The organism is Saccharibacillus brassicae, assembly GCF_006542275.1.
In the GTDB taxonomy this organism is placed as follows: domain Bacteria; phylum Bacillota; class Bacilli; order Paenibacillales; family Paenibacillaceae; genus Saccharibacillus; species Saccharibacillus brassicae.
The window spans coordinates 224,577-242,089 of sequence record NZ_CP041217.1; the positions used below are offsets into that span (position 1 = coordinate 224,577).

Consider the following 17,513-nt stretch of genomic DNA (forward strand, 5'->3'; position numbering starts at 1 on the left):
TGAGTTACCGCTGGGGGGCGAAATGTGAATGAACTATTGCGAAATTTGTGGTACACAGCATAATTACACTATCAAAAACGAATCTCACGTATTTAACTTTAGAGGCCAAAAAATAGGTGTTGAAAGGAGAGTTGCTTTCTGCAATAACTGCAATTCTTTGATTGATGTAGAAGAGTTAGAAAATGAAACAATGGCTAAAGTAGTACAAATTTACTCTGAGCAATATGGTATGACATCACTCGAAATCAAAAATGTAAGGAAACAATTTAATTTGGGTATTAGACCTTTTGCTAAACTATTGAATATCGGCTCTGCGAGTGTTTCTAGATACGAGTCAGGGAGTTTACCGCAAGCGACTCACTTGGAGATATATAAGCGACTTAAAGATCATCCACATGCTATATTGGAATTGCTTAATACCAACAAAAATCTTTTAACACCTAGAGAACTTCAAATGGTCGAAAAATCACTTCAGGCATGGTCGATTCCTAAACAATCATTTCAGACTGATGAACAAATAATCGAATCTATTTATATGCATGGAGAAGGGACCGAGTTGACTGGCTATAATGATTTTTCTTTAGACAAATTCATCAATATGATCTTATACTTTACGTCTAATGGTGTTCTAAAAACAAAGCTTATGAAATTAATGTGGTACAGTGATTTTCTGTTTTTCAAACGGCAAACCATATCTATAACAGGAACAACTTATGTAAAGTATCCATATGGTCCAGTGCCAAAAGATCATGATGTGGCATTAGCTCATTTACAACTTATGAATGCTATCGAAATAGATGAACTCACAAATGATGATGGTTGGATTATGATGAAAGTTAGAGCTTCTGAACCTTTTGATTCAACAGTATTTTCAGAAGAAGAATTAAACACTTTAGCAGAAGTGGCAGACTTTTTTAGAGAATACGGTTCTATAAAAATTAGTGACTATGCACATAATGAGAAAGGATGGTCAGACACAGAAGAAAAGCAAACAATAAGTTATATATATGCTGAAGAATTACATGAGTTTGTTAAGTAAAGAAGTTAAAGAAAAGAAGACTTTAAAAATCATGTATTTTGCTATTGGAGTTACACACAAACAATTCTAGGTTTTTGTTTAGAGACATGTGTTTGTAATTTAAAAACCATAGATCTATCTTAAGTCACCTGATGTAGGTGGCTTTTTTCTATGCCGTTCTTGATCTATATCGCATTCTAAACCCACTATTAAAGGAGCTTATACATTTTATCGGAGAATATAAACAACCGCTTGGACGCCCTAAACTGTACTTGTGTATGTTGGACAAAAAAAGAACGACTATTGCTCGTCTATCTGAAGCTTACAAAGTAAAACGAACCGTTTCACGGGGCAACATTAATGAACTAGAACTCACCCTTCCCCTATTCGTTACTAAGCATTTGAATATGAGACGTGTCAAAAACGAGCATATTGATATGGTCAAAGAACGATTCTTGATTCGATTTGAGCATGGAGAAGAAACCGAATATTATGTGGTTTATAAGAAAAATAAAGTGATGGACGATTCGGACTACGTTACAATCAGTTGTTATGGATTAGGTTATCAGCTTTCTAATCAATCGGTTAAGGATTACAACGCTATCTCCTATTCCTTATCTCAGATTGGGAATGACCTTCTTCAGAATACTGGTTGGAGACTTGGCTATGTTGATGCTCAATTCGACCTCAAGTACCGCTCATTCGAATTCAGTGGTTCGATCTTAGCAGGTATGAATCAGATTGCCGAAACCTTTACCGCATTGATCATCTGGGACACCGTTAATCGCACCATCAATTTCTACGACCCTGAATTATATGGCTTGAACAAAGGGTTTAAAACAAAGATGGGTAAGCTCATGAAGAGCGTTCAACAGGAATTGAATCTCGACGAGATGTGTACTCGTTTGAAGCTGTTTGGCAAAGATGGCATGTCGATTCAAGCTGTGAATCCTACCGGATCTAACTACATTGAAGACTTCTCCTATTTCATGTATCCATTTGAACAAGATGTTCAAGGCAATGTGATCCGGCACAGCTACTACATGGAAGACGATTTGTGTATCGCGCTCAATCGGTATAAAAAACTAGTTCAAAGCAATACACCGACCTTCTCCTCTCCTCTCCTCTCTTCTCTTCTCTTCTCTTCTCTTCTCTTCTCTTCTCGATCAGCTTAATGGGCTCTATGCACAACTGAATACTAAAAACAACGAACTCAGCACCTTCAAAAATGAACTTACCATCATCGAAGATAATTTGGCGACGTACAATGCTACGGACAAAACAGGTAATCCTAACACGGGACTGATTAATCAGAAGGCCGAAAAGCAGTCTCAAGTAGATAGTAAAACGCAAGAGATTTCAGGATTAAAGGTTCAGATTAGCGTTGTTGAGCAATCTATGGTTGCAATCGGCAATACATTAAAGATTGAAAACAGTCTCTCTGCCGACCAACTAGAAGTGCTCCATACAAACTTTATATTCACGAAAGAGTTTAGCGACGATAACTTCACCAAACCTCAAGATTTGCTTGAAGAAGGAAAGAAGCAGTTCGATAAGATTAGAGAGCCTAAGATTGTTGCGCAACTGTCTATTGTAAATTTCTACGAAATTATGACAGAGCAACACAACGTAGGTAAGTTGTCGTGCGGCGATATTGTTACGATTAAACACGAAGACCTTGGGATTGATACAACAGCGAATGTTACAGATATTGTTTTTGATTATGAAGCTCTTTCTATCGATATCACAGTTTCAAACGCTAAAGACTTACTGACCGACGAAGAACGATTCTTTAAGGACCATTTAAAGAATATCAGTACATCCAACACCGTTAGCTCGAACTCAGTAAAATGGAATGAAGCTAAAGCGACAAGCGATGAGAATACGTTATTGCTGAATAATACTTGGGATGCCGTGAAGCGGAGTATCAACGCTGGCGTTAACGAAGATGTAGAGATCAGTAGACGTGGGGTTATCATCAAAGACCCAAAAGATCCTTTGAAAATGCTGATTCTCCAGCATGGACAATTGGCGTTGACGAACGATGGAGGCAACACGTGGAAGACGGCCGTAACACCGGAAGGGGTTTTTGCAGACGAATTAGTGGGAAAAATCCTACTAGGCAATAAACTCTCCATTACAGATGATGACGGCAGCTTCACAATCGAGGGCGACTTGCTGACGGTTAAGGACAATACGGGGAAAGTGCGTGTGCAGCTTGGACAGTACGAAGCAGGTAAATACGGATTAAAGATTGTCAGCAAAAAAGGGAATGTCGTACTTGATGAAAACGGGATTTTGCAGACAGATACGATTCAGCTTGTAGATAACGTCGATGCTAGTAACGCGTTGAGATTGAAGTTCTATATCTCACCGTCTGTGCTTAGTGTACAGGAAGTTCAGCTGAATTTTAGCGCAGAGGCTTTTAGATCTTATGGACGCGGTGCTGCCAGTACCCAGATTGATTTAAATACTACGCAGACTGAGCCACAAAAAGTTGCGACAGCTGCATCATACTAGAATCAATCTAAGCACTACTAAGCCCGTACGGCAGTCTGGCCGCGCTGAGACTGAAGCCACTTATACGGCGACAGGTGGACATAATCACGGTTGGCGAGATGGCCTTGTTTTTAAAGATATAGATGGCATTCCTAGAACTTGGTCTACTTCAGGAGCACATTATCACTCTGTATCTATACCTGATCATTTTCATGATATTGATATGCCAGTTCACGAGCATACGGTAGATATACCTGCACATGCTCATCGAATTTCTATGCCTGAACATTCTCACGAAATAGAGCACGGCATCTACGTTAGCAGCAGTACAGCTAGCGCAATGCGAATTATAATCGATGGTGTTCAGCACGGTGTTCCTCATTACGGAACAAACAATGTAAATATTACACAACATATTTCAATTCCTGGCTGGCACACCATCGATATAACGTCAGACACTCTAGGTCGAATTAATGCTAGCTTGTACATGAGAACATTCGTAGGTGCTTAAGAATTTACTTAATGTTCACAAGGACAGTCGGCGCATTGGCGGTTCGTTTAGAGTTAGCATTAAAGCGCTGTGTTGGATCTGTTACTTTTAGTTGAATCGAAGTATCACTGATTGGCGTGTAGAGAACGATTCTATCTTTCACTGGTTGGTTATACGGCAATGCCTTGATGTTAGACGTTATTCCAGTCCAATCTACTTTCGCTCCAGCTATTGTTTGCACGCCTTCAATAAAGTCTATATGCCTCAATGGAAAAGAATCCTGCATTTTATCAATGCTCACTTCTACCTCTATAGTTGTCCGATCTACTTGATCATTCCAAGGAATTGTTTCGAATATCGACACTACCTTAAAAGTAGAATTCGCAAAGTTAATTTGTTCACCTTTTGCGTAAACAGCTTTCAAATTAGAGTTATCAGCCACAGGATCAAGGCTACTCACAGCTCCCCCCGCATCCGCTGTCCCGCTACTCCCCGTCCCTGCTCCACTAGCCGTATCCTCCCCTGCATCTTTCCCTGTTACCACGATACTGTTCTTCACCTTATCAAACTTCACGCTAGCACCCAACGCTCTACCGATATCCCCTACAGGTAGATACTTTTGATTGTCATAGTTTATCGGCTTTGCCCCTACTGTTTTACCGTCTACAACAACCTTAACGTCTCCGTGCAGCTTAGCGGTAATCGTTGACACAGTGGCAGCTAACGTTGGTGCTGTAGATGTGATTGCTACTCCTAGTACGACACCAGATAGTACATATGCAATTTTCCCTGTCTTCTTCATGGTAAATCCCCTTCTTCTTGATTGCTTGGTTCGTATTCAATCATAGCAAAAAATGGAGGAGGATTCCATGCGGATTATGGGGTGTTCAATAATTCTCAAATCTAATACCACCATATATAATTATCGCCTCACCCCTCTTATTCCCATCTCTCTGTTTGAAATCACGTGATCGTGATACAATACTGTTAAGAACTACTTCCACTGATGCAAGTAGTTCTACCGATGCAGTAGTAGTGGCCTGAGTCATAAAGCTGAGGCAGTGAGGAGTGAAATGTATGACAGATGAATCAATTATAATAGTTCGCACAAAATCAGGCACGATGGTAAAAAAGAAAGCAGGATCGGCTCTAAGCGCAAAAGCAAGTAAAGCTTTGAATCATCGCTCTAGTACAAAAGCATCGGGTCAAGTAAGATCTACGGCTTCTCTAGCAGGCTCTGTCCTCTCGCAAGCTCGTCGTCATTCAGTCAAATCACAAACAGAAATTGAAAAAATTGAAGATCTACTTGGTCTAAAACATGTAGTTCCAATTACAATAACTGAATCCGATGCAAGCGATATGACTGAGGATGCAGAATACTTTAAAGGTTGGTATGAGGATGAGCTCAAACGACTCTACGAGGAAAGCTGAAGCGGCAAAAAGAAAACTAGAAGCACAGCGTCGCGATGCAAAACATGGAGAGTTCTTCTTCGCTAAATACGCTGCAATCGGGCAACCTGAAAGACAAGCTCCTGTATTTGTAGTCGTAGACTCAGACAGATTAGATGTTGTAGTTTGTAGCTGCACCACTTCACCAGGTCGCGGAGGATTTGATATTACAGTTACGTTAAAGAAACCGACAACTATAAGAACCAATAAACTCTACACTATAAGTCGGGATCAATTGCTATTCAAAATCCCTCAGACAGCTACTCCTGATGAATATGCCGCAATTATGAGTAAGCTAAAAGAAGCTATTCATGTAGTATGAGTCACTCAATATAGAGTGGCTTTTTTTATGCTCTCTCTTCTCTTTTCTTGTATGACAAGAAGTTTTATCATATCCTCGTTTTATCTAAAAACAGCTTCTCAGATAATCAAATACATCAAGACTCCAACAAAGATATTTCTAACTCAATTATCTTTTCAAGCCTGAGACTAGCATTGTAGATCGAGTTATAATTAGAATATAGAAGAACTATAGTGTTACAAGCTTCAACTACTTTCTACTCCTTGTTGCGTCAACTGTAATAGAGAACCAGCACCTACAATCTTCATCGCAGTTAAATAGAATAGCAGTCTGGAGGAATCTCAATGCAAACTATCAAAAAGATCGAAAAAGTCGTCGAGCTCATCCAGCACTCACGTTCCACAGTCATCTTCACAGGAGCCGGTGTTTCTACTGCGAGTGGCATTCCTGACTTTCGTTCGAGTGATGGTTTATGGCATAACCATGATCCTTTAAAAGTTTCTCATGTCAAACTTGTGTATGAAGACCCTAAATCTCTATTTAGTTTTTATGCAGATCGTTATCGAGAGTTCATTACGCATGAACCTAACGGAGCACATAGAATTTTAGCAAAATGGCAACAAGACGGTCTTATCAATAAAGTTGTAACTCAAAATATTGATGACTACCATCAACAAGCAGGATCTAAGAATGTTATTGAGCTTCATGGAAATATGGAGGTTCGCTGTCAACACTGTAATCGTCTTCTTCCTGCTTCTCGATTTCTGAAGGGATACGGGCGCTGTCAGCAGCCATCTCTTGAAATTGATGAGATGTGCAATGGAATCTTGCGACCAAACGTAGTTCTGTTTGGCGAAGAACTTCCTCAAAAAACATTTAAGCAGGCTTCAAAAGCACATATGGAAGCTGAACTTTGTATTATCATCGGCTCTTCTTGTTCGATATATCCCGCAAATTTGCTGCCTAGGCAAACGGTGTCTAGCAATAATGGAAAAATTGTTATCATCAATAAAGGCGAGACCGAGTTAGATCACTTAGCTAGTGTAAAGATTTCGGAATGGGAAGCACTCCTCTCTCTACAAGAAATTGATCGAAGCCTTCAAAAGACCTGAGAGAATTCATGGCACATGAACATAATTAGTATCCTTGGAAGATTTAAAATCTTTATCATCGATCCTGGATACTTATTTTTGTTTCACGATATTCCAAAACAATACGAATCAACTCTATACCTTCATTGTGAGCATACATATTTGTACAGCATCTTCTCAGAACAAATTTTGTAACCATTTGTATAGAAATGTTTATTATTGTACACCGCTGTGTTAATCTAAGACTATAGATTACTCCACTTACGAGCCTGAATTCTCAGGATTCTTATTCAAGATAATAGTCCTGAGATAAATGACGCTGAGTATGCTTGTTCTTTTAAAGCAAAAGATGAGTAATCATGAAGGAGGAGCAAATATGGCAGCACCGTCAATTAAGCAACCTGAAGCAAAATTTACAACGCAGGAACAACTCGAACGTTTCATGAAATTTGCAACTGAAAAAAATCCGCACACGGAGCGAATTTTGAAGATGCTTTCTGAACGAACTCCAGTACAGCGCAGAAAATAGCACCAATGACACTAATAACTGAACAACTATCCGACGAAAATTTCCCACAAGTCGCTACGTTTGTATGTAATGAAGAAGTTGTGACGGAATATTTAACAGATTCAGAATCTGCACTTAATCACCAAAAACATAATTCGGTTGTAACCCAACTGTATTGCGACGAACGTGGCGCATTGGTTGGGTTTTCTAGTTTGCAGGTTAGTTCAATGCGTGTTGATAAATCTATGATTCATCATCTCCGTTGGAACGAAAGTCTTCCCAAATTAAAAACACATTTCCCTGTACTTCATTTATTGTTTTTAGGAGTAGATAAAAAGTACGAAAACCAAGGATATGGTACTACAATAATGCTAGAAATTATAGCGTTAGCTTACAAGCTGGTAGAGGAGATTGGTTGCAACTTCATTTTTGTGGAAGCAATAAAATCACCAAAAACCTTAGCCTTCTATAAGAAATTTGGATTCTTTGCGATTGATGATGAAGATGATGATTTGACTACACTTAGAATGGCTTTTAAGATAGAACGGCTTCCAATTAGACAATCTTCTTCTATTTAAAAGCTCTTTCCTCAACTTCAAATATTGCTTCTCTCTTTAACTAGTATTTATCAGTCGCTCCTTTGAGCGGCTTTTTTGTCGTTTTCTTCCCTATCCATCAACATTTCAAGGAGGCTATTTATGTCGTCATTCGACTATCAAAAAAGTACACTAACCAAGTATCGTAAAGGTACGAGCGACGATCCCTATATCGACATTACAGAGACAAAAACAGTTGTAAACGGACAGATTCAGCTCAACGAAATCCCCGCCTCTTCAACTAAAGTCCGTATCTCAGGCATGTTCGAATTGCCTCAAACGAACAAGAACCCATTAAAAGAAAACGAATATCGAGTAGATTACAACGAAAGTATCGTTTCTTTCCATGCTTCACGAGAAAATCAATCCATGACATCGACTTATAAGGGTCGTGGTAATCACTACGTTGCAGCATCACGAGTTTGGACGCAAGAAAACAATGGAGAAGTCGTTAAGACGTTAAGACGTTACAAGATATTATCAATGCAGGTAGTGTTGCATTTGATAGTATCGAGAGATTAGCTGAACTGGTACATCAATCAGATGAAGCTACGGGCGCAGCTAACACGGCCGCAACAAACGCCAATACCAAAGCTACACTAGCGGATACGAACGCCAAGGAAGCGAAAACGCAAGCCGATTATGCCAAAGGTCAAGGTGATGCAGCCAAAAGTGCGACTACGGCTGCCGGGGCGGCCACGACGAGCGCAAATACAGCGGCATCTACAGCACATACAGCAGCGACCAACGCGGACACCAAAGCCCTCTTGGCCGACACGAATGCCAAGGAAGCAAAGGCCGTTGCTGATTCGCTCGTTCATAAAGGGAATTACGCAAGTGGAACCGCCTATGCGGTAAGAAATATCGTGTATTACAATGGCACAACGTATGTGTACGACTAACTCGACCGGAAACCTGCCAACGAACACCTCGTACTGGAAAAAAGTCACCAACATGATGTGGCAAGGCATTTACTCTTCTTCGGTCACATATAACTTTGGTGATGTTGTTTCGGATGTAGTCAACCAAAATACGTATATGTGTATTGCAGATGGAACATTGAATAAAGGACTATCTACTAACGCTAACTGGGCACTTATGCTGAGCGTCGCTGCGGCTATTTCTAATGCGAATACGGCAGCTTCTTTAGCAGACACAGCTCGTGACAACGCAAATACAGCAACAGCTACAGCGAATACAGCGGCGGGGAATGCCGATATCAAAGCTGCTTTGGCCGATGCAAAAGCTGCATTTGCTCAAACGCAGGGCGATCATGCTAAGACTCAAGGTGATATGGCTCTTGAACGTGGAACATCCTTAGTCAATAAAGGAACGTATAGCGCTACTACCACCTATAAGCCGCTGAACATTGTCGTCTATAAAAATGGCGTTTATCAAAGTATCGTTCAATCGACCGGAATCGTGCCGACGAATACAGCGAACTGGGTTCTGCTGCTTCAATCGACAGCTTCGGTTACATGGAGTTCGATCCTAGAAAAACCGACGAACCTGGAGACTATTGAAGGTTCTCAAGCCAAGGTTGATGCGAAAGCGAAAGAGATTACGGATCGTTTAGATTTAGAGAAAGATGTAGACGTTGCGCTGGCTGCGGGACTGCAAGTCGTGAAGGCGACCAAGTAGTCTCGCTTCCGTTTGTCGGGGCTATCCGGTAAAACGGAGATCAATGGGCAGGGACGTACGGGGATTGTCGGAGTTGAGGGTCCGTATGCGATTTCAACAGCAGGGAATTTGCTACCACCATTCTATGAATGGGTTCGACTCCTAGAGGGTGGCAATTTGACTTTGGATTCATCGAATTCTTATAAGTTCGTAGCACAAGGCACAAACAGCGCGACGACTGGGATGTATGTTGAGATAGATGTGTCCAAAAATACAAATTATACAATTTCGATCATGACAAATGGATACATTTCGATCACGGATACATCTACGACAGGACTCACTACGTTGGTTACACCTCAGCTTATCCAAACGCTCACTTTTAACACAAAAGAATTTGCGCATATTCGTATTTATTTGTCCAATTATATGGGTTCTAATGTGTGGACGACGAATAGTCTGTCTTTTACTAACCCTATCATGATGCCTTGAGCGCAAGCGGCGATGTTTAAACCACAACAAAAATCGATGATGGCTTTGCAAACGGAATTGCATGCAAACCCGACTGGAGGTACTGAACCCGATACGGTATTCGAGCGTAACGGACAGTATTTCAAGCTAGCGAAGTGGCGTAAATTTATTCTGGATGGCTCCATAGAGTGGGCCTATACGGCTTCCCAATAATTCACCGCTTATAAAAAAGTATATGCTACAGCCTTTGCTGGAATGTCTACAGGTCCTACAATGACTAAGTTTAATGGAACGCTGCTCGCTGTAGGCTCTGTTGTTGACTATGGAGCAGACAAATTTGTTGTCGATTCTTCAAGGAATCTACTCGAAATGGGTGTCGCTAATATTGATTCTGGTTGGGGACCTAATTATTCACCTTCAGCAGATGAGATGAGAGCCTATTTTAATGGGTGGGTAATGACAACGCAGGAATCGTGGGGATCTGCGCCAGTCCCTTATAACGGTAGCGGAACAAAAGGATGGGTCCGCCGCTGGGTTAATGCGAGTCAAGGGACGAAAATGACGGTGGGTTCCATCGGATCGTGGGTGAATAACTCTGCACGATCTGTATTACCAACCGACATATCCGGTGATTGGACGCCTTATAACTTACATTATAAGTTGGCGTCTCCTACAGTTGAGCTCATTGCGAGCGAAGGGCAGTTAGTCTTGACTGAAGGCGATAACGTGATTGAAGTTGGATCAGGAATTATCCTGCGCGAAGCCGCTCCGATTCTACGAACGGCAACGGCTGCTGCAATGGGAAAGGGTGATCCTTCTTGGGTGATCAGCACAGCCAATGCCTATGGAAATGAGAAAGTACGCATTGAAGACAGCAATTACGACGAAACGGCTGTTTACACATTTACCTATTTGCGCTTGGACAAATCACCTATAGCCTCATTCACAGATTCGTTGTCTGAATCTGAAAAAGCTCAGCTTGTCGATCTGATCCGCAATGCCGGAGATACCGCAGCAAGGGTTTCCGTATTGGAAGCGAAAAAAGCCGAGAAAGATACCCCGGCATGGATCACTCCAACGCTCTTAAACGGATGGATTCAATATAACGATGGATTCTCCAATCTCGTCTATTTTAAAAATGCTTTAGGGCAGGTCATTGTGCGCGGATTGATACGTAATGGCACTCAGGCAACCGTTTGTAAGCTGCCTAAAGGTTATAGACCTTCAAGTACATTGATTTTCCCTGCCCTTTATGGAGGTACTTCAGGTCGAGCTGACATCTATGCAGACGGCAGTATTGTGTCTCAGCAAGACGATGGAATCAACTGGTTATCCATACAAATGACGTTCCAAGCCGAACAATAAGAAAAGGAGGAGTTAATTTGAAGGTCGTTGCACGAGTTAATCTGGAGGGTTTATATGTCGAAGACGAGATTGTCGAAGACGAATTTTCTGGAGTTAGTCCCATAGCCCACCACCCTATTCTTTCGGCTAATCTCATATTCGATGAGTCATCCTTGGAAGAAGAAGGAGAAGGCAGTAATGTAATGGGCTATCTAGTTGGTATTTCTGTTCCACCGGGTCTCTATAAACCCCGATTTGATTTAGAACGCTGGAAACATCACAAAGAATCAAATCTTCAGAATCCTACGGGGTACTGGTCTGAAGGTCTAACCTTAGAAGAAATCAAAGTGTTAACGAAGTCACCCGAATCCGATCCGACCGAGTTGGATCGGATTGGATTTTCGCTTGTACAACGAGAACTGGAGGCTTTAGAACTTCGTCAACAAAACGAAGCTCTTGGTGCTCAAATCGTAGAAAAAGAAATTCAAATGATGACGATGCAGGCACAAAATCAGGCATTGGGAGCAAGCCTAGTTGGTTTCGAACTGCGTCTCATGTCACTAGAGTCTGATAAAAACACACAGCCTGAAGGAGTAGATAAGAATGTTTGAGAGTGATTTTGATCGTTTGAGCTATTATTACAAATGCAAATGGGCGCGCGAACCTCAGCTTAGACAGTACGTGAGTTTTGGCGTCATTACGCCCGAAGAGTACGAGAAAATCGTCGGACAAAAGTACGAATAGGTCTTCCTCTTGTCGATTTTGATTTACTTAAGAATCTCTAATAACATCTTATCTAGCACGTGAAGGGGAGTCTAAAGGCTCTCTTTCTTTTTGTTTTCTATCTCGGATCAAGGAGTGACTTATGGAATTTAAACTGGTCAATCACGAAGTAATCGCTCAATCAACGGTTACCTTAGATACACTTCCCGAAGGCGTAAAAGATATTTGGGCCAATGAAATGTGGAAACAGGGTTATCAAGGCGAAGACGTCGTCGTCGCGATTCTCGATACAGGCTGCTCCATGACTCATCCCGACTTGAACGGACAGATTATCGGTGGACGTAACTTTACAACGGATTACAATAACGACCCCAATAACTACTCCGACAACAACTTTCATGGTACGCACGTTGCGGGAACGATTGCCGCAAAGAAAGACGGACAAGGCCTTGTTGGCGTCTCTCCAAATGTTAAGCTTCTCATCCTAAAAACGCTCGACTCCACAGGCAACGGCGTCCTAACCTGGATGTTGCAGGCTCTCAAATATGCGCTGGCTTGGCGTGGACCCAAAGGAGAACGTGTACGCATCGTGAATATGTCGAGCGCAAGCAAGCTGTCCTTCTCCACTATTCACGATGTCATTAAGCAGATGGAGGCAGAGGGCATTGTGGTCGTTGCGGCTTCAGGGAACGTTGGCGACGGAGAGGCTAACACAGACGAAATCGGATACCCCGCCTACTATCCCGAAGTGGTCGCTGTCGGATCATACAATATGTGGGGTCAGGTCTCTACGTTTAGTAACTCCAATAACCAGATTGATCTGATTGCTCCGGGTGAGAATATTGTCTCCACTTGGCACATCGATCATGGATACCTCAAACTGTCAGGAACTTCGATGGCTGCTCCTCACGTTTCGGGTGCTATGGCGTTGATTACAAACAAACTAGACCAAGCCTTCGGAAGAAAAGCGACGCCCAAAGAGTTATACGACGAACTTATTGATTCCTGTACCGTGAGTTTAGACGTCCCAAAAACATTGCAAGGTTACGGAGCACTGAAGTTTATTAACGCAAGTAAACGGCCCGTCAACAAGGTTAAGGTTTCTTCTGTCCATTTCGAAGATGCATTACTTTGGTTGAAGAATAAGGGAATGTTCAATACACCTGATTACTGGCGTACCTATGCGGTTGCTGGTAAAACCGTTAAGGGAGAATTGATCAGGGAGGCTTTGATTAAGATCTATATTGTGCAAGCCTTACAGGCACAGGTAGACGAATAACTTTGACTTGGAGGAGCTATCTTGAATGATTTACCTACTAAACTTTTAGCAAATAGAGATTACTCAACTCTCTACGCTTTATCAGGAGTCTTTGGCTCAATTACATCTTATGCATTCGGAGGTTGGAGCGGACTCTTGGAAATTTTACTTTTGTTTTTCGCTGTTGATTATTTAAGCGGGATGTTCGCTAGCATCAAGACTGGGAAAGGCTTAAAAAGCTCAGTTGGATTTTGGGGGTTGCTGAAAAAAGGACTCATGATGCTGATGGTTCTTCTCGGACATCGAATCGACTTGGCTCTTGGATTAAATATCGTAATGAACGGTACAATCTTTTTCTGGCTCTCTAATGAAGCCGTTAGTATTATTGAGAACTATGGTCGTCTAGGCTTGAAGCTCCCTCCCGTCTTCCGCAAGATGATTACCATCTTACAAGAAAAAAGCGGAGAGAACGAAGTGATCAAGGAAGTGCAGAGTACCACTATCGAGACTGTGAAAGTCGAACAGACACAAACGGTTGAAAAGAAAGCTGAATAATACATAGCTCACATTGCCAAGTATCTAATGATGCTTGGCTTTACTTTGTTAGGAGGACATACATTGATTCAAAAAGGTAACTTTATTGTGTTAGAACGGGATGAATTTAGAGATTGGCTTAAAAAACAAAGCATCACTCGGGTTATTGATAGTCTACAAGTTCACCATACCTGGGAACCTAGCTACGACAACTTTAAAGGCAGTAATCACTTTCAAATGCTTGAAGGTATGCGGACTTCTCATCTAAAACGAGGATTCGATGATATTGCACAACAACTCACTACGTTCCCCGATGGTAAAATTGGCTACTCGATCAAACGACCCTTTAATAAGGCTCCTGCTGGAATCAAAGGGGATAACGCTAACGGTCTTTGTATCGAAAATATTGGCAACTTCAATAGTGGCGGAGACACTCTTTCTGCCGAACAAAAGAAGACCATTATTCATCTCTATGCCTGTCTTGCAGAAAAACTAAAGCTGTCTGTGAATGCTAAGCATATTACTTATCACTGTTGGTGGACTGCCGATGGCACATACATTGGCGATTATGACATAAAGCGCTCTGCTAAGACTTGTCCAGGAGATAAATGGTGGGGAGACGGTCACAGTCTTGCCGCTGCCAAGAAAAACTTCCTTCCTCAAATCCAAGCTGAACTGAATCGACTGAAAGGCATTCTATCCCTACGCCCTCTAATCCTGCTCCTCTGCCAATAGCCCCAATTCCTACAAAACCAAAGGATGATGAAGAAATGACTAAAGAACAAATTGAAGCATTTGAGACTCTGAAGCAAACTGTAGCCGACCAAGCAACTGTAATCGCTGAACTCCAGAAATCCTTGAAGTCCGTTACGCATAAGCAATCGGTCACTGTCCCAGATTGGGCCAAAGATGCCGTCTATAAGTTTAAGACTATGAAATACGATGGAGATAAGGTTGTTCTCGATACTCCGAATGGTGGCAGCGTAGATTTTTATCGTATGCTTGTAGTGGCCGATCGTATCGAGCGAGCTAAAGCAGATAAAAAGTAAAAAATATGTAAAAAAAGTGACTTGATCAAGTTTGTATACTTGTAAAAGTCACTTTTTTTACATATAAGTACTTTAATCGATTTTTTAAAACCAAATACTTACTTATATTTATTTAAATACAAGAGGAATTATCTTTGCACTTTCTGAAGACAGATATCCTGGTTCTAGTCCTGCTAGTACTTCAATTTCTTCTCTCGGCAAGCTTAGTTCGCTTGTAATGTCTGCTTTTGTTTTTACATTGTGTTCAACCAGTGCTTTTATTGCTTGTTGCAATAATATTGGTTCTTCAAATTCCAGAACATCGTCCAAAGGTTCTCTGGTTAACTGATTATTCTTAGCTAATTTTCTCCGTAGATAAATGTGTTGATGTTCTTCGAAATAACCAATTGAGTGAGCTCTATATGCTAGGGCTTGAATTGATACCTTCCACCTTCTCTTTAAAGCGACAAGGTGTTCAAGAGAATTTGAAATAATTTCCGAACCAAAGCTAGAGCTAGGCAAAAGAAATGCACTTGCAAAGCGATTAGCTTCACTCTCAATTAATTTGTAATTAGCTTTTAAATTGAATTCACTTTGTTTTATTTTTGAATGTAAAACGAGATGGCCTAGTTCATGAGCAATATCAAAACGTGATCTTGCCGCTGTTTTATCGTCGCTGAGTAATATCACAGGTCTTTCTCCCGTACCCCATTTAGAACAAGCATCAATTTTATAATTTTCAAAAGGTGATCTTGCTACAACAATGCCCGCCTTTTCCAATAGCAAAGTCATGTTGCTTATAGGACCATTCCCAAGATTCCAAGATCTTCGTACTTCACTAGCCATTTGATCAATAGTTACAAATGGAGTCGGTATATATGTCTCTCTATCAATCAAACGGGGAACATTGATTTCCGGAAAAATGAAAAACTTTTCTAAATATTTATAGATCTCTTTTATCCAAGAAATCTTATGCAAATGAATCTTCTTTGATTTTGAAGTCGCTAAAGCAGCGCTCCTAAAAAACGTGACACCCGTCTCATTAGAAATGATTGGCTTGTAAAAGTAAGTCACAGGAACTTTTAGCGTCTCGGCTATCTTTTCTAGAATATCGTATCCTGGAACCGACTTTTTATTTTCATACTTGGAGATGGCTTGGTGAGATACCCCAGCCACCCCCGCTAATTCCGTCAACGTATATCCTCTAGCTTCTCTAGCCTCAACAAGACGCTCAGGAACAAACCTAGAAAAACGGTTAGCCTCCTCCACTGCCCTCCACCTCTTCTGCAAACTGCCTAAAGTTGATTAGGTTATCACCCTTGATAACCTCTTCTTTTTCTTCTTCTATAGTTGGTTGCCCAACTACATGAATCTCGCTTAACAGATCGATTCTTTCATGCCAAAGATGAGGGAATCCAATATTTATAAAACTCGGCATATTCCCTCCTTTGCTATAAGTGAGCAACAAGTAGTGCTGTTCTGCTTGTTCTGGTGGCTCTAGCCCATCAATATCAGAAAAGTAAGCAGACGCCTGATTGTTTATGGTTTGAAGTTTATCTCTAAAGTATGCTGGTCTTGCAATTGCATGCTTGTTTGAAACTTGACTACAGGTCAACTTGGTTTGTGCAGTAGAAAGAACGATGTACTTATAGCTCTTGTTCTTAGTACTTTCAATGGAAGTTTCGAATGGAAGCTGTTCCGCTTTGCTTTTTTGATGAAGAAGAAAAGCGATAGCCAAATTACGCAAAACACCCTCGTACTGGCGTCCTAACTCCCACTCGAGCATTATGGCATTCTTCATGGTTTCGGAAGCTAATATGTAACCTTGCCTTACGACCGTACTCATCTGTGCTCTAACCGATGCAGGAATTTGTTGATCGATTATTTTTTGGGCATCGCTAAACAGAATCATTTCAAAACCCCCTCTTATTCTTATCTTTGCAACTAATGTACTCTAAAATCAGTTTTTTTGCAACCAAAATAACTTTTAACATAGGCTTTTGCTATTAAAAAGTTCGTATCCCCTTCTATTTAAGCGATACTCAGTAAAATTATCACGCTATTTTAAGTCCTCGTTTCCGATTTTTCTAAAATCGATAAACTGTAAAAGCAAGACTTACGAGCAGCTTAGAGACGAAATTAATCGTCTCTTTTTATTTTTGTCTAAAACGATAATAAGGAGACATTTACTTGGATCAGAATTTAGTAATTGCTTTATGCGTAGTAACTGTTGTGACCGTACTTTCTGTTATGCTTGTCGTAGCTAAGAAGAAAAATATCAATATCGACAAACTGACCGATGGTGTCGAGAAGTTGTTGGAGTTTCTAAAGTTGGTCATTCAGGTGGTTGAGGTTAGAGGATTGGATCGCACAAAGAGCAATTTCGTGCTGGATGTTGCAGATCTTATTGTAGACTTTGTTTCTACTGTAAATCATGTAAAAAGCGATGTCGATAAAAGGATAATTTCATTAAGATATATCGATGAAATACTAGCTAATTTCGGCGTAAAACCAAGCAAATCAGAGCAAAAATTGATTGAAATTATTGTAAATGAAGCATTGAAGATCGAAAACAGAATTTAA

General features: G+C 40.9%; 21 protein-coding genes. 18 read left to right on the forward strand and 3 right to left on the reverse strand.

Translation table 11 applies throughout. The features are described from left to right. Positions 1-28: 28 nt before the first annotated feature. From FFV09_RS00920 to FFV09_RS00930, 3 genes are all read left to right on the forward strand, one after another. Positions 29-1,039 (forward strand): type II TA system antitoxin MqsA family protein, encoded by a 1,011-nt coding sequence (locus tag FFV09_RS00920; RefSeq protein WP_141445929.1) that lies wholly within the window; start codon positions 29-31, stop codon positions 1,037-1,039. Positions 1,040-1,296: 257 nt separating this feature from the next. Continuing rightward, positions 1,297-2,193, forward strand: coding sequence for a phage tail spike protein (locus FFV09_RS00925; protein WP_141445930.1), 897 nt, complete (start codon positions 1,297-1,299; stop codon positions 2,191-2,193). A 79-nt stretch (positions 2,194-2,272) separates the two neighbouring features. After that, the gene (locus FFV09_RS00930) at positions 2,273-3,538 is read left to right on the forward strand and encodes a phage tail spike protein (protein WP_141445931.1); all 1,266 of its coding nucleotides are present in this window, start codon (positions 2,273-2,275) and stop codon (positions 3,536-3,538) included. Between the two features lie 494 nt (positions 3,539-4,032). Here FFV09_RS00930 and FFV09_RS00935 read toward each other — a convergent pair whose 3' ends face one another. Beyond that, a complete protein-coding gene (locus FFV09_RS00935; RefSeq protein ID WP_141445932.1) occupies positions 4,033-4,809 on the reverse strand; it encodes a stalk domain-containing protein in 777 nt (258 codons plus the stop codon). 275 nt (positions 4,810-5,084) lie between these two features. Between FFV09_RS00935 and FFV09_RS00940 the strand changes: the two genes are divergently transcribed. The 14 genes from FFV09_RS00940 to FFV09_RS01000 all read left to right on the forward strand — a co-directional run bounded on the left by FFV09_RS00940 (position 5,085) and on the right by FFV09_RS01000 (position 14,951). Next, positions 5,085-5,438 (forward strand): hypothetical protein, encoded by a 354-nt coding sequence (locus tag FFV09_RS00940; protein WP_141445933.1) that lies wholly within the window; start codon positions 5,085-5,087, stop codon positions 5,436-5,438. Continuing rightward, a complete protein-coding gene (locus tag FFV09_RS00945; RefSeq protein ID WP_141445934.1) occupies positions 5,407-5,778 on the forward strand; it encodes a hypothetical protein in 372 nt (123 codons plus the stop codon). The genes FFV09_RS00940 and FFV09_RS00945 overlap by 32 nt, the downstream gene beginning before the upstream one ends. A 323-nt stretch (positions 5,779-6,101) precedes the next feature. Then, positions 6,102-6,869: an SIR2 family NAD-dependent protein deacylase gene (locus tag FFV09_RS00950; protein WP_141445935.1), complete on the forward strand. Its 768-nt coding sequence runs from the start codon at positions 6,102-6,104 to the stop codon at positions 6,867-6,869. Between the two features lie 355 nt (positions 6,870-7,224). Beyond that, positions 7,225-7,377: a hypothetical protein gene (locus tag FFV09_RS23610; RefSeq protein WP_170314891.1), complete on the forward strand. Its 153-nt coding sequence runs from the start codon at positions 7,225-7,227 to the stop codon at positions 7,375-7,377. Between the two features lie 5 nt (positions 7,378-7,382). Continuing rightward, positions 7,383-7,934 (forward strand): GNAT family N-acetyltransferase, encoded by a 552-nt coding sequence (locus FFV09_RS00955; RefSeq protein ID WP_141445936.1) that lies wholly within the window; start codon positions 7,383-7,385, stop codon positions 7,932-7,934. A 120-nt stretch (positions 7,935-8,054) separates the two neighbouring features. Further along, positions 8,055-8,474: a hypothetical protein gene (locus tag FFV09_RS00960; protein WP_141445937.1), complete on the forward strand. Its 420-nt coding sequence runs from the start codon at positions 8,055-8,057 to the stop codon at positions 8,472-8,474. Positions 8,475-8,906: 432 nt separating this feature from the next. Next, positions 8,907-9,593 carry a hypothetical protein gene (locus tag FFV09_RS00965; RefSeq protein ID WP_141445938.1) on the forward strand — a complete coding sequence of 229 codons (687 nt, stop codon included), beginning with the start codon at positions 8,907-8,909 and terminating at the stop codon, positions 9,591-9,593. Between the two features lie 723 nt (positions 9,594-10,316). Further along, positions 10,317-11,408 (forward strand): hypothetical protein, encoded by a 1,092-nt coding sequence (locus tag FFV09_RS00970; RefSeq protein WP_141445939.1) that lies wholly within the window; start codon positions 10,317-10,319, stop codon positions 11,406-11,408. Between the two features lie 17 nt (positions 11,409-11,425). After that, a complete protein-coding gene (locus FFV09_RS00975) occupies positions 11,426-11,998 on the forward strand; it encodes a hypothetical protein (protein WP_141445940.1) in 573 nt (190 codons plus the stop codon). After that, entirely contained in the window at positions 11,991-12,131 is a 141-nt protein-coding gene (locus tag FFV09_RS00980) for an XkdX family protein (protein WP_141445941.1), read from the forward strand. Before FFV09_RS00975 ends, FFV09_RS00980 begins: the two co-directional genes overlap by 8 nt. A 121-nt stretch (positions 12,132-12,252) precedes the next feature. Continuing rightward, the gene (locus FFV09_RS00985) at positions 12,253-13,389 is read left to right on the forward strand and encodes a S8 family peptidase (RefSeq protein WP_141445942.1); all 1,137 of its coding nucleotides are present in this window, start codon (positions 12,253-12,255) and stop codon (positions 13,387-13,389) included. A 21-nt stretch (positions 13,390-13,410) separates the two neighbouring features. Next, positions 13,411-13,923, forward strand: coding sequence for a phage holin family protein (locus FFV09_RS00990; protein ID WP_141445943.1), 513 nt, complete (start codon positions 13,411-13,413; stop codon positions 13,921-13,923). 63 nt (positions 13,924-13,986) lie between these two features. Then, positions 13,987-14,637: a peptidoglycan recognition protein family protein gene (locus FFV09_RS00995; RefSeq protein WP_170314892.1), complete on the forward strand. Its 651-nt coding sequence runs from the start codon at positions 13,987-13,989 to the stop codon at positions 14,635-14,637. A 35-nt stretch (positions 14,638-14,672) separates the two neighbouring features. Further along, positions 14,673-14,951, forward strand: a complete 279-nt coding sequence (locus tag FFV09_RS01000) for a hypothetical protein (protein WP_141445945.1) — start codon at positions 14,673-14,675, stop codon at positions 14,949-14,951. 108 nt (positions 14,952-15,059) lie between these two features. Here FFV09_RS01000 and FFV09_RS01005 read toward each other — a convergent pair whose 3' ends face one another. Both FFV09_RS01005 and FFV09_RS01010 read right to left on the reverse strand, forming a co-directional pair. Continuing rightward, positions 15,060-16,199, reverse strand: coding sequence for a helix-turn-helix domain-containing protein (locus tag FFV09_RS01005; protein WP_141445946.1), 1,140 nt, complete (start codon positions 16,197-16,199; stop codon positions 15,060-15,062). Then, on the reverse strand, positions 16,186-16,842 hold the full coding sequence (locus FFV09_RS01010) for a hypothetical protein (protein WP_141445947.1): 657 nt from the start codon (positions 16,840-16,842) through the stop codon (positions 16,186-16,188). The genes FFV09_RS01005 and FFV09_RS01010 overlap by 14 nt, the downstream gene beginning before the upstream one ends. Before the next feature lie 278 nt (positions 16,843-17,120). On the opposite strand from FFV09_RS01010, the gene FFV09_RS01015 reads away from it, so the two are divergent. After that, a complete protein-coding gene (locus tag FFV09_RS01015; protein ID WP_141445948.1) occupies positions 17,121-17,513 on the forward strand; it encodes a hypothetical protein in 393 nt (130 codons plus the stop codon).

Bases quoted from the DNA above. Each gene is read 5' to 3' on its own strand.
- FFV09_RS00920 (WP_141445929.1), top strand. From the start codon at position 29: ATGAACTATTGCGAAATTTGTGGTACACAGCATAATTACACTATCAAA.
- FFV09_RS00925 (WP_141445930.1), top strand. From the start codon at position 1,297: ATGTTGGACAAAAAAAGAACGACTATTGCTCGTCTATCTGAAGCTTAC.
- FFV09_RS00935 (WP_141445932.1), bottom strand. From the start codon at position 4,809: ATGAAGAAGACAGGGAAAATTGCATATGTACTATCTGGTGTCGTACTA.
- FFV09_RS00940 (WP_141445933.1), top strand. From the start codon at position 5,085: ATGACAGATGAATCAATTATAATAGTTCGCACAAAATCAGGCACGATG.
- FFV09_RS00945 (WP_141445934.1), top strand. From the start codon at position 5,407: ATGAGCTCAAACGACTCTACGAGGAAAGCTGAAGCGGCAAAAAGAAAA.
- FFV09_RS00950 (WP_141445935.1), top strand. From the start codon at position 6,102: ATGCAAACTATCAAAAAGATCGAAAAAGTCGTCGAGCTCATCCAGCAC.
- FFV09_RS23610 (WP_170314891.1), top strand. From the start codon at position 7,225: ATGGCAGCACCGTCAATTAAGCAACCTGAAGCAAAATTTACAACGCAG.
- FFV09_RS00955 (WP_141445936.1), top strand. From the start codon at position 7,383: ATGACACTAATAACTGAACAACTATCCGACGAAAATTTCCCACAAGTC.
- FFV09_RS00960 (WP_141445937.1), top strand. From the start codon at position 8,055: ATGTCGTCATTCGACTATCAAAAAAGTACACTAACCAAGTATCGTAAA.
- FFV09_RS00965 (WP_141445938.1), top strand. From the start codon at position 8,907: ATGATGTGGCAAGGCATTTACTCTTCTTCGGTCACATATAACTTTGGT.
- FFV09_RS00970 (WP_141445939.1), top strand. From the start codon at position 10,317: ATGACTAAGTTTAATGGAACGCTGCTCGCTGTAGGCTCTGTTGTTGAC.
- FFV09_RS00980 (WP_141445941.1), top strand. From the start codon at position 11,991: ATGTTTGAGAGTGATTTTGATCGTTTGAGCTATTATTACAAATGCAAA.
- FFV09_RS00985 (WP_141445942.1), top strand. From the start codon at position 12,253: ATGGAATTTAAACTGGTCAATCACGAAGTAATCGCTCAATCAACGGTT.
- FFV09_RS01000 (WP_141445945.1), top strand. From the start codon at position 14,673: ATGACTAAAGAACAAATTGAAGCATTTGAGACTCTGAAGCAAACTGTA.
- FFV09_RS01010 (WP_141445947.1), bottom strand. From the start codon at position 16,842: ATGATTCTGTTTAGCGATGCCCAAAAAATAATCGATCAACAAATTCCT.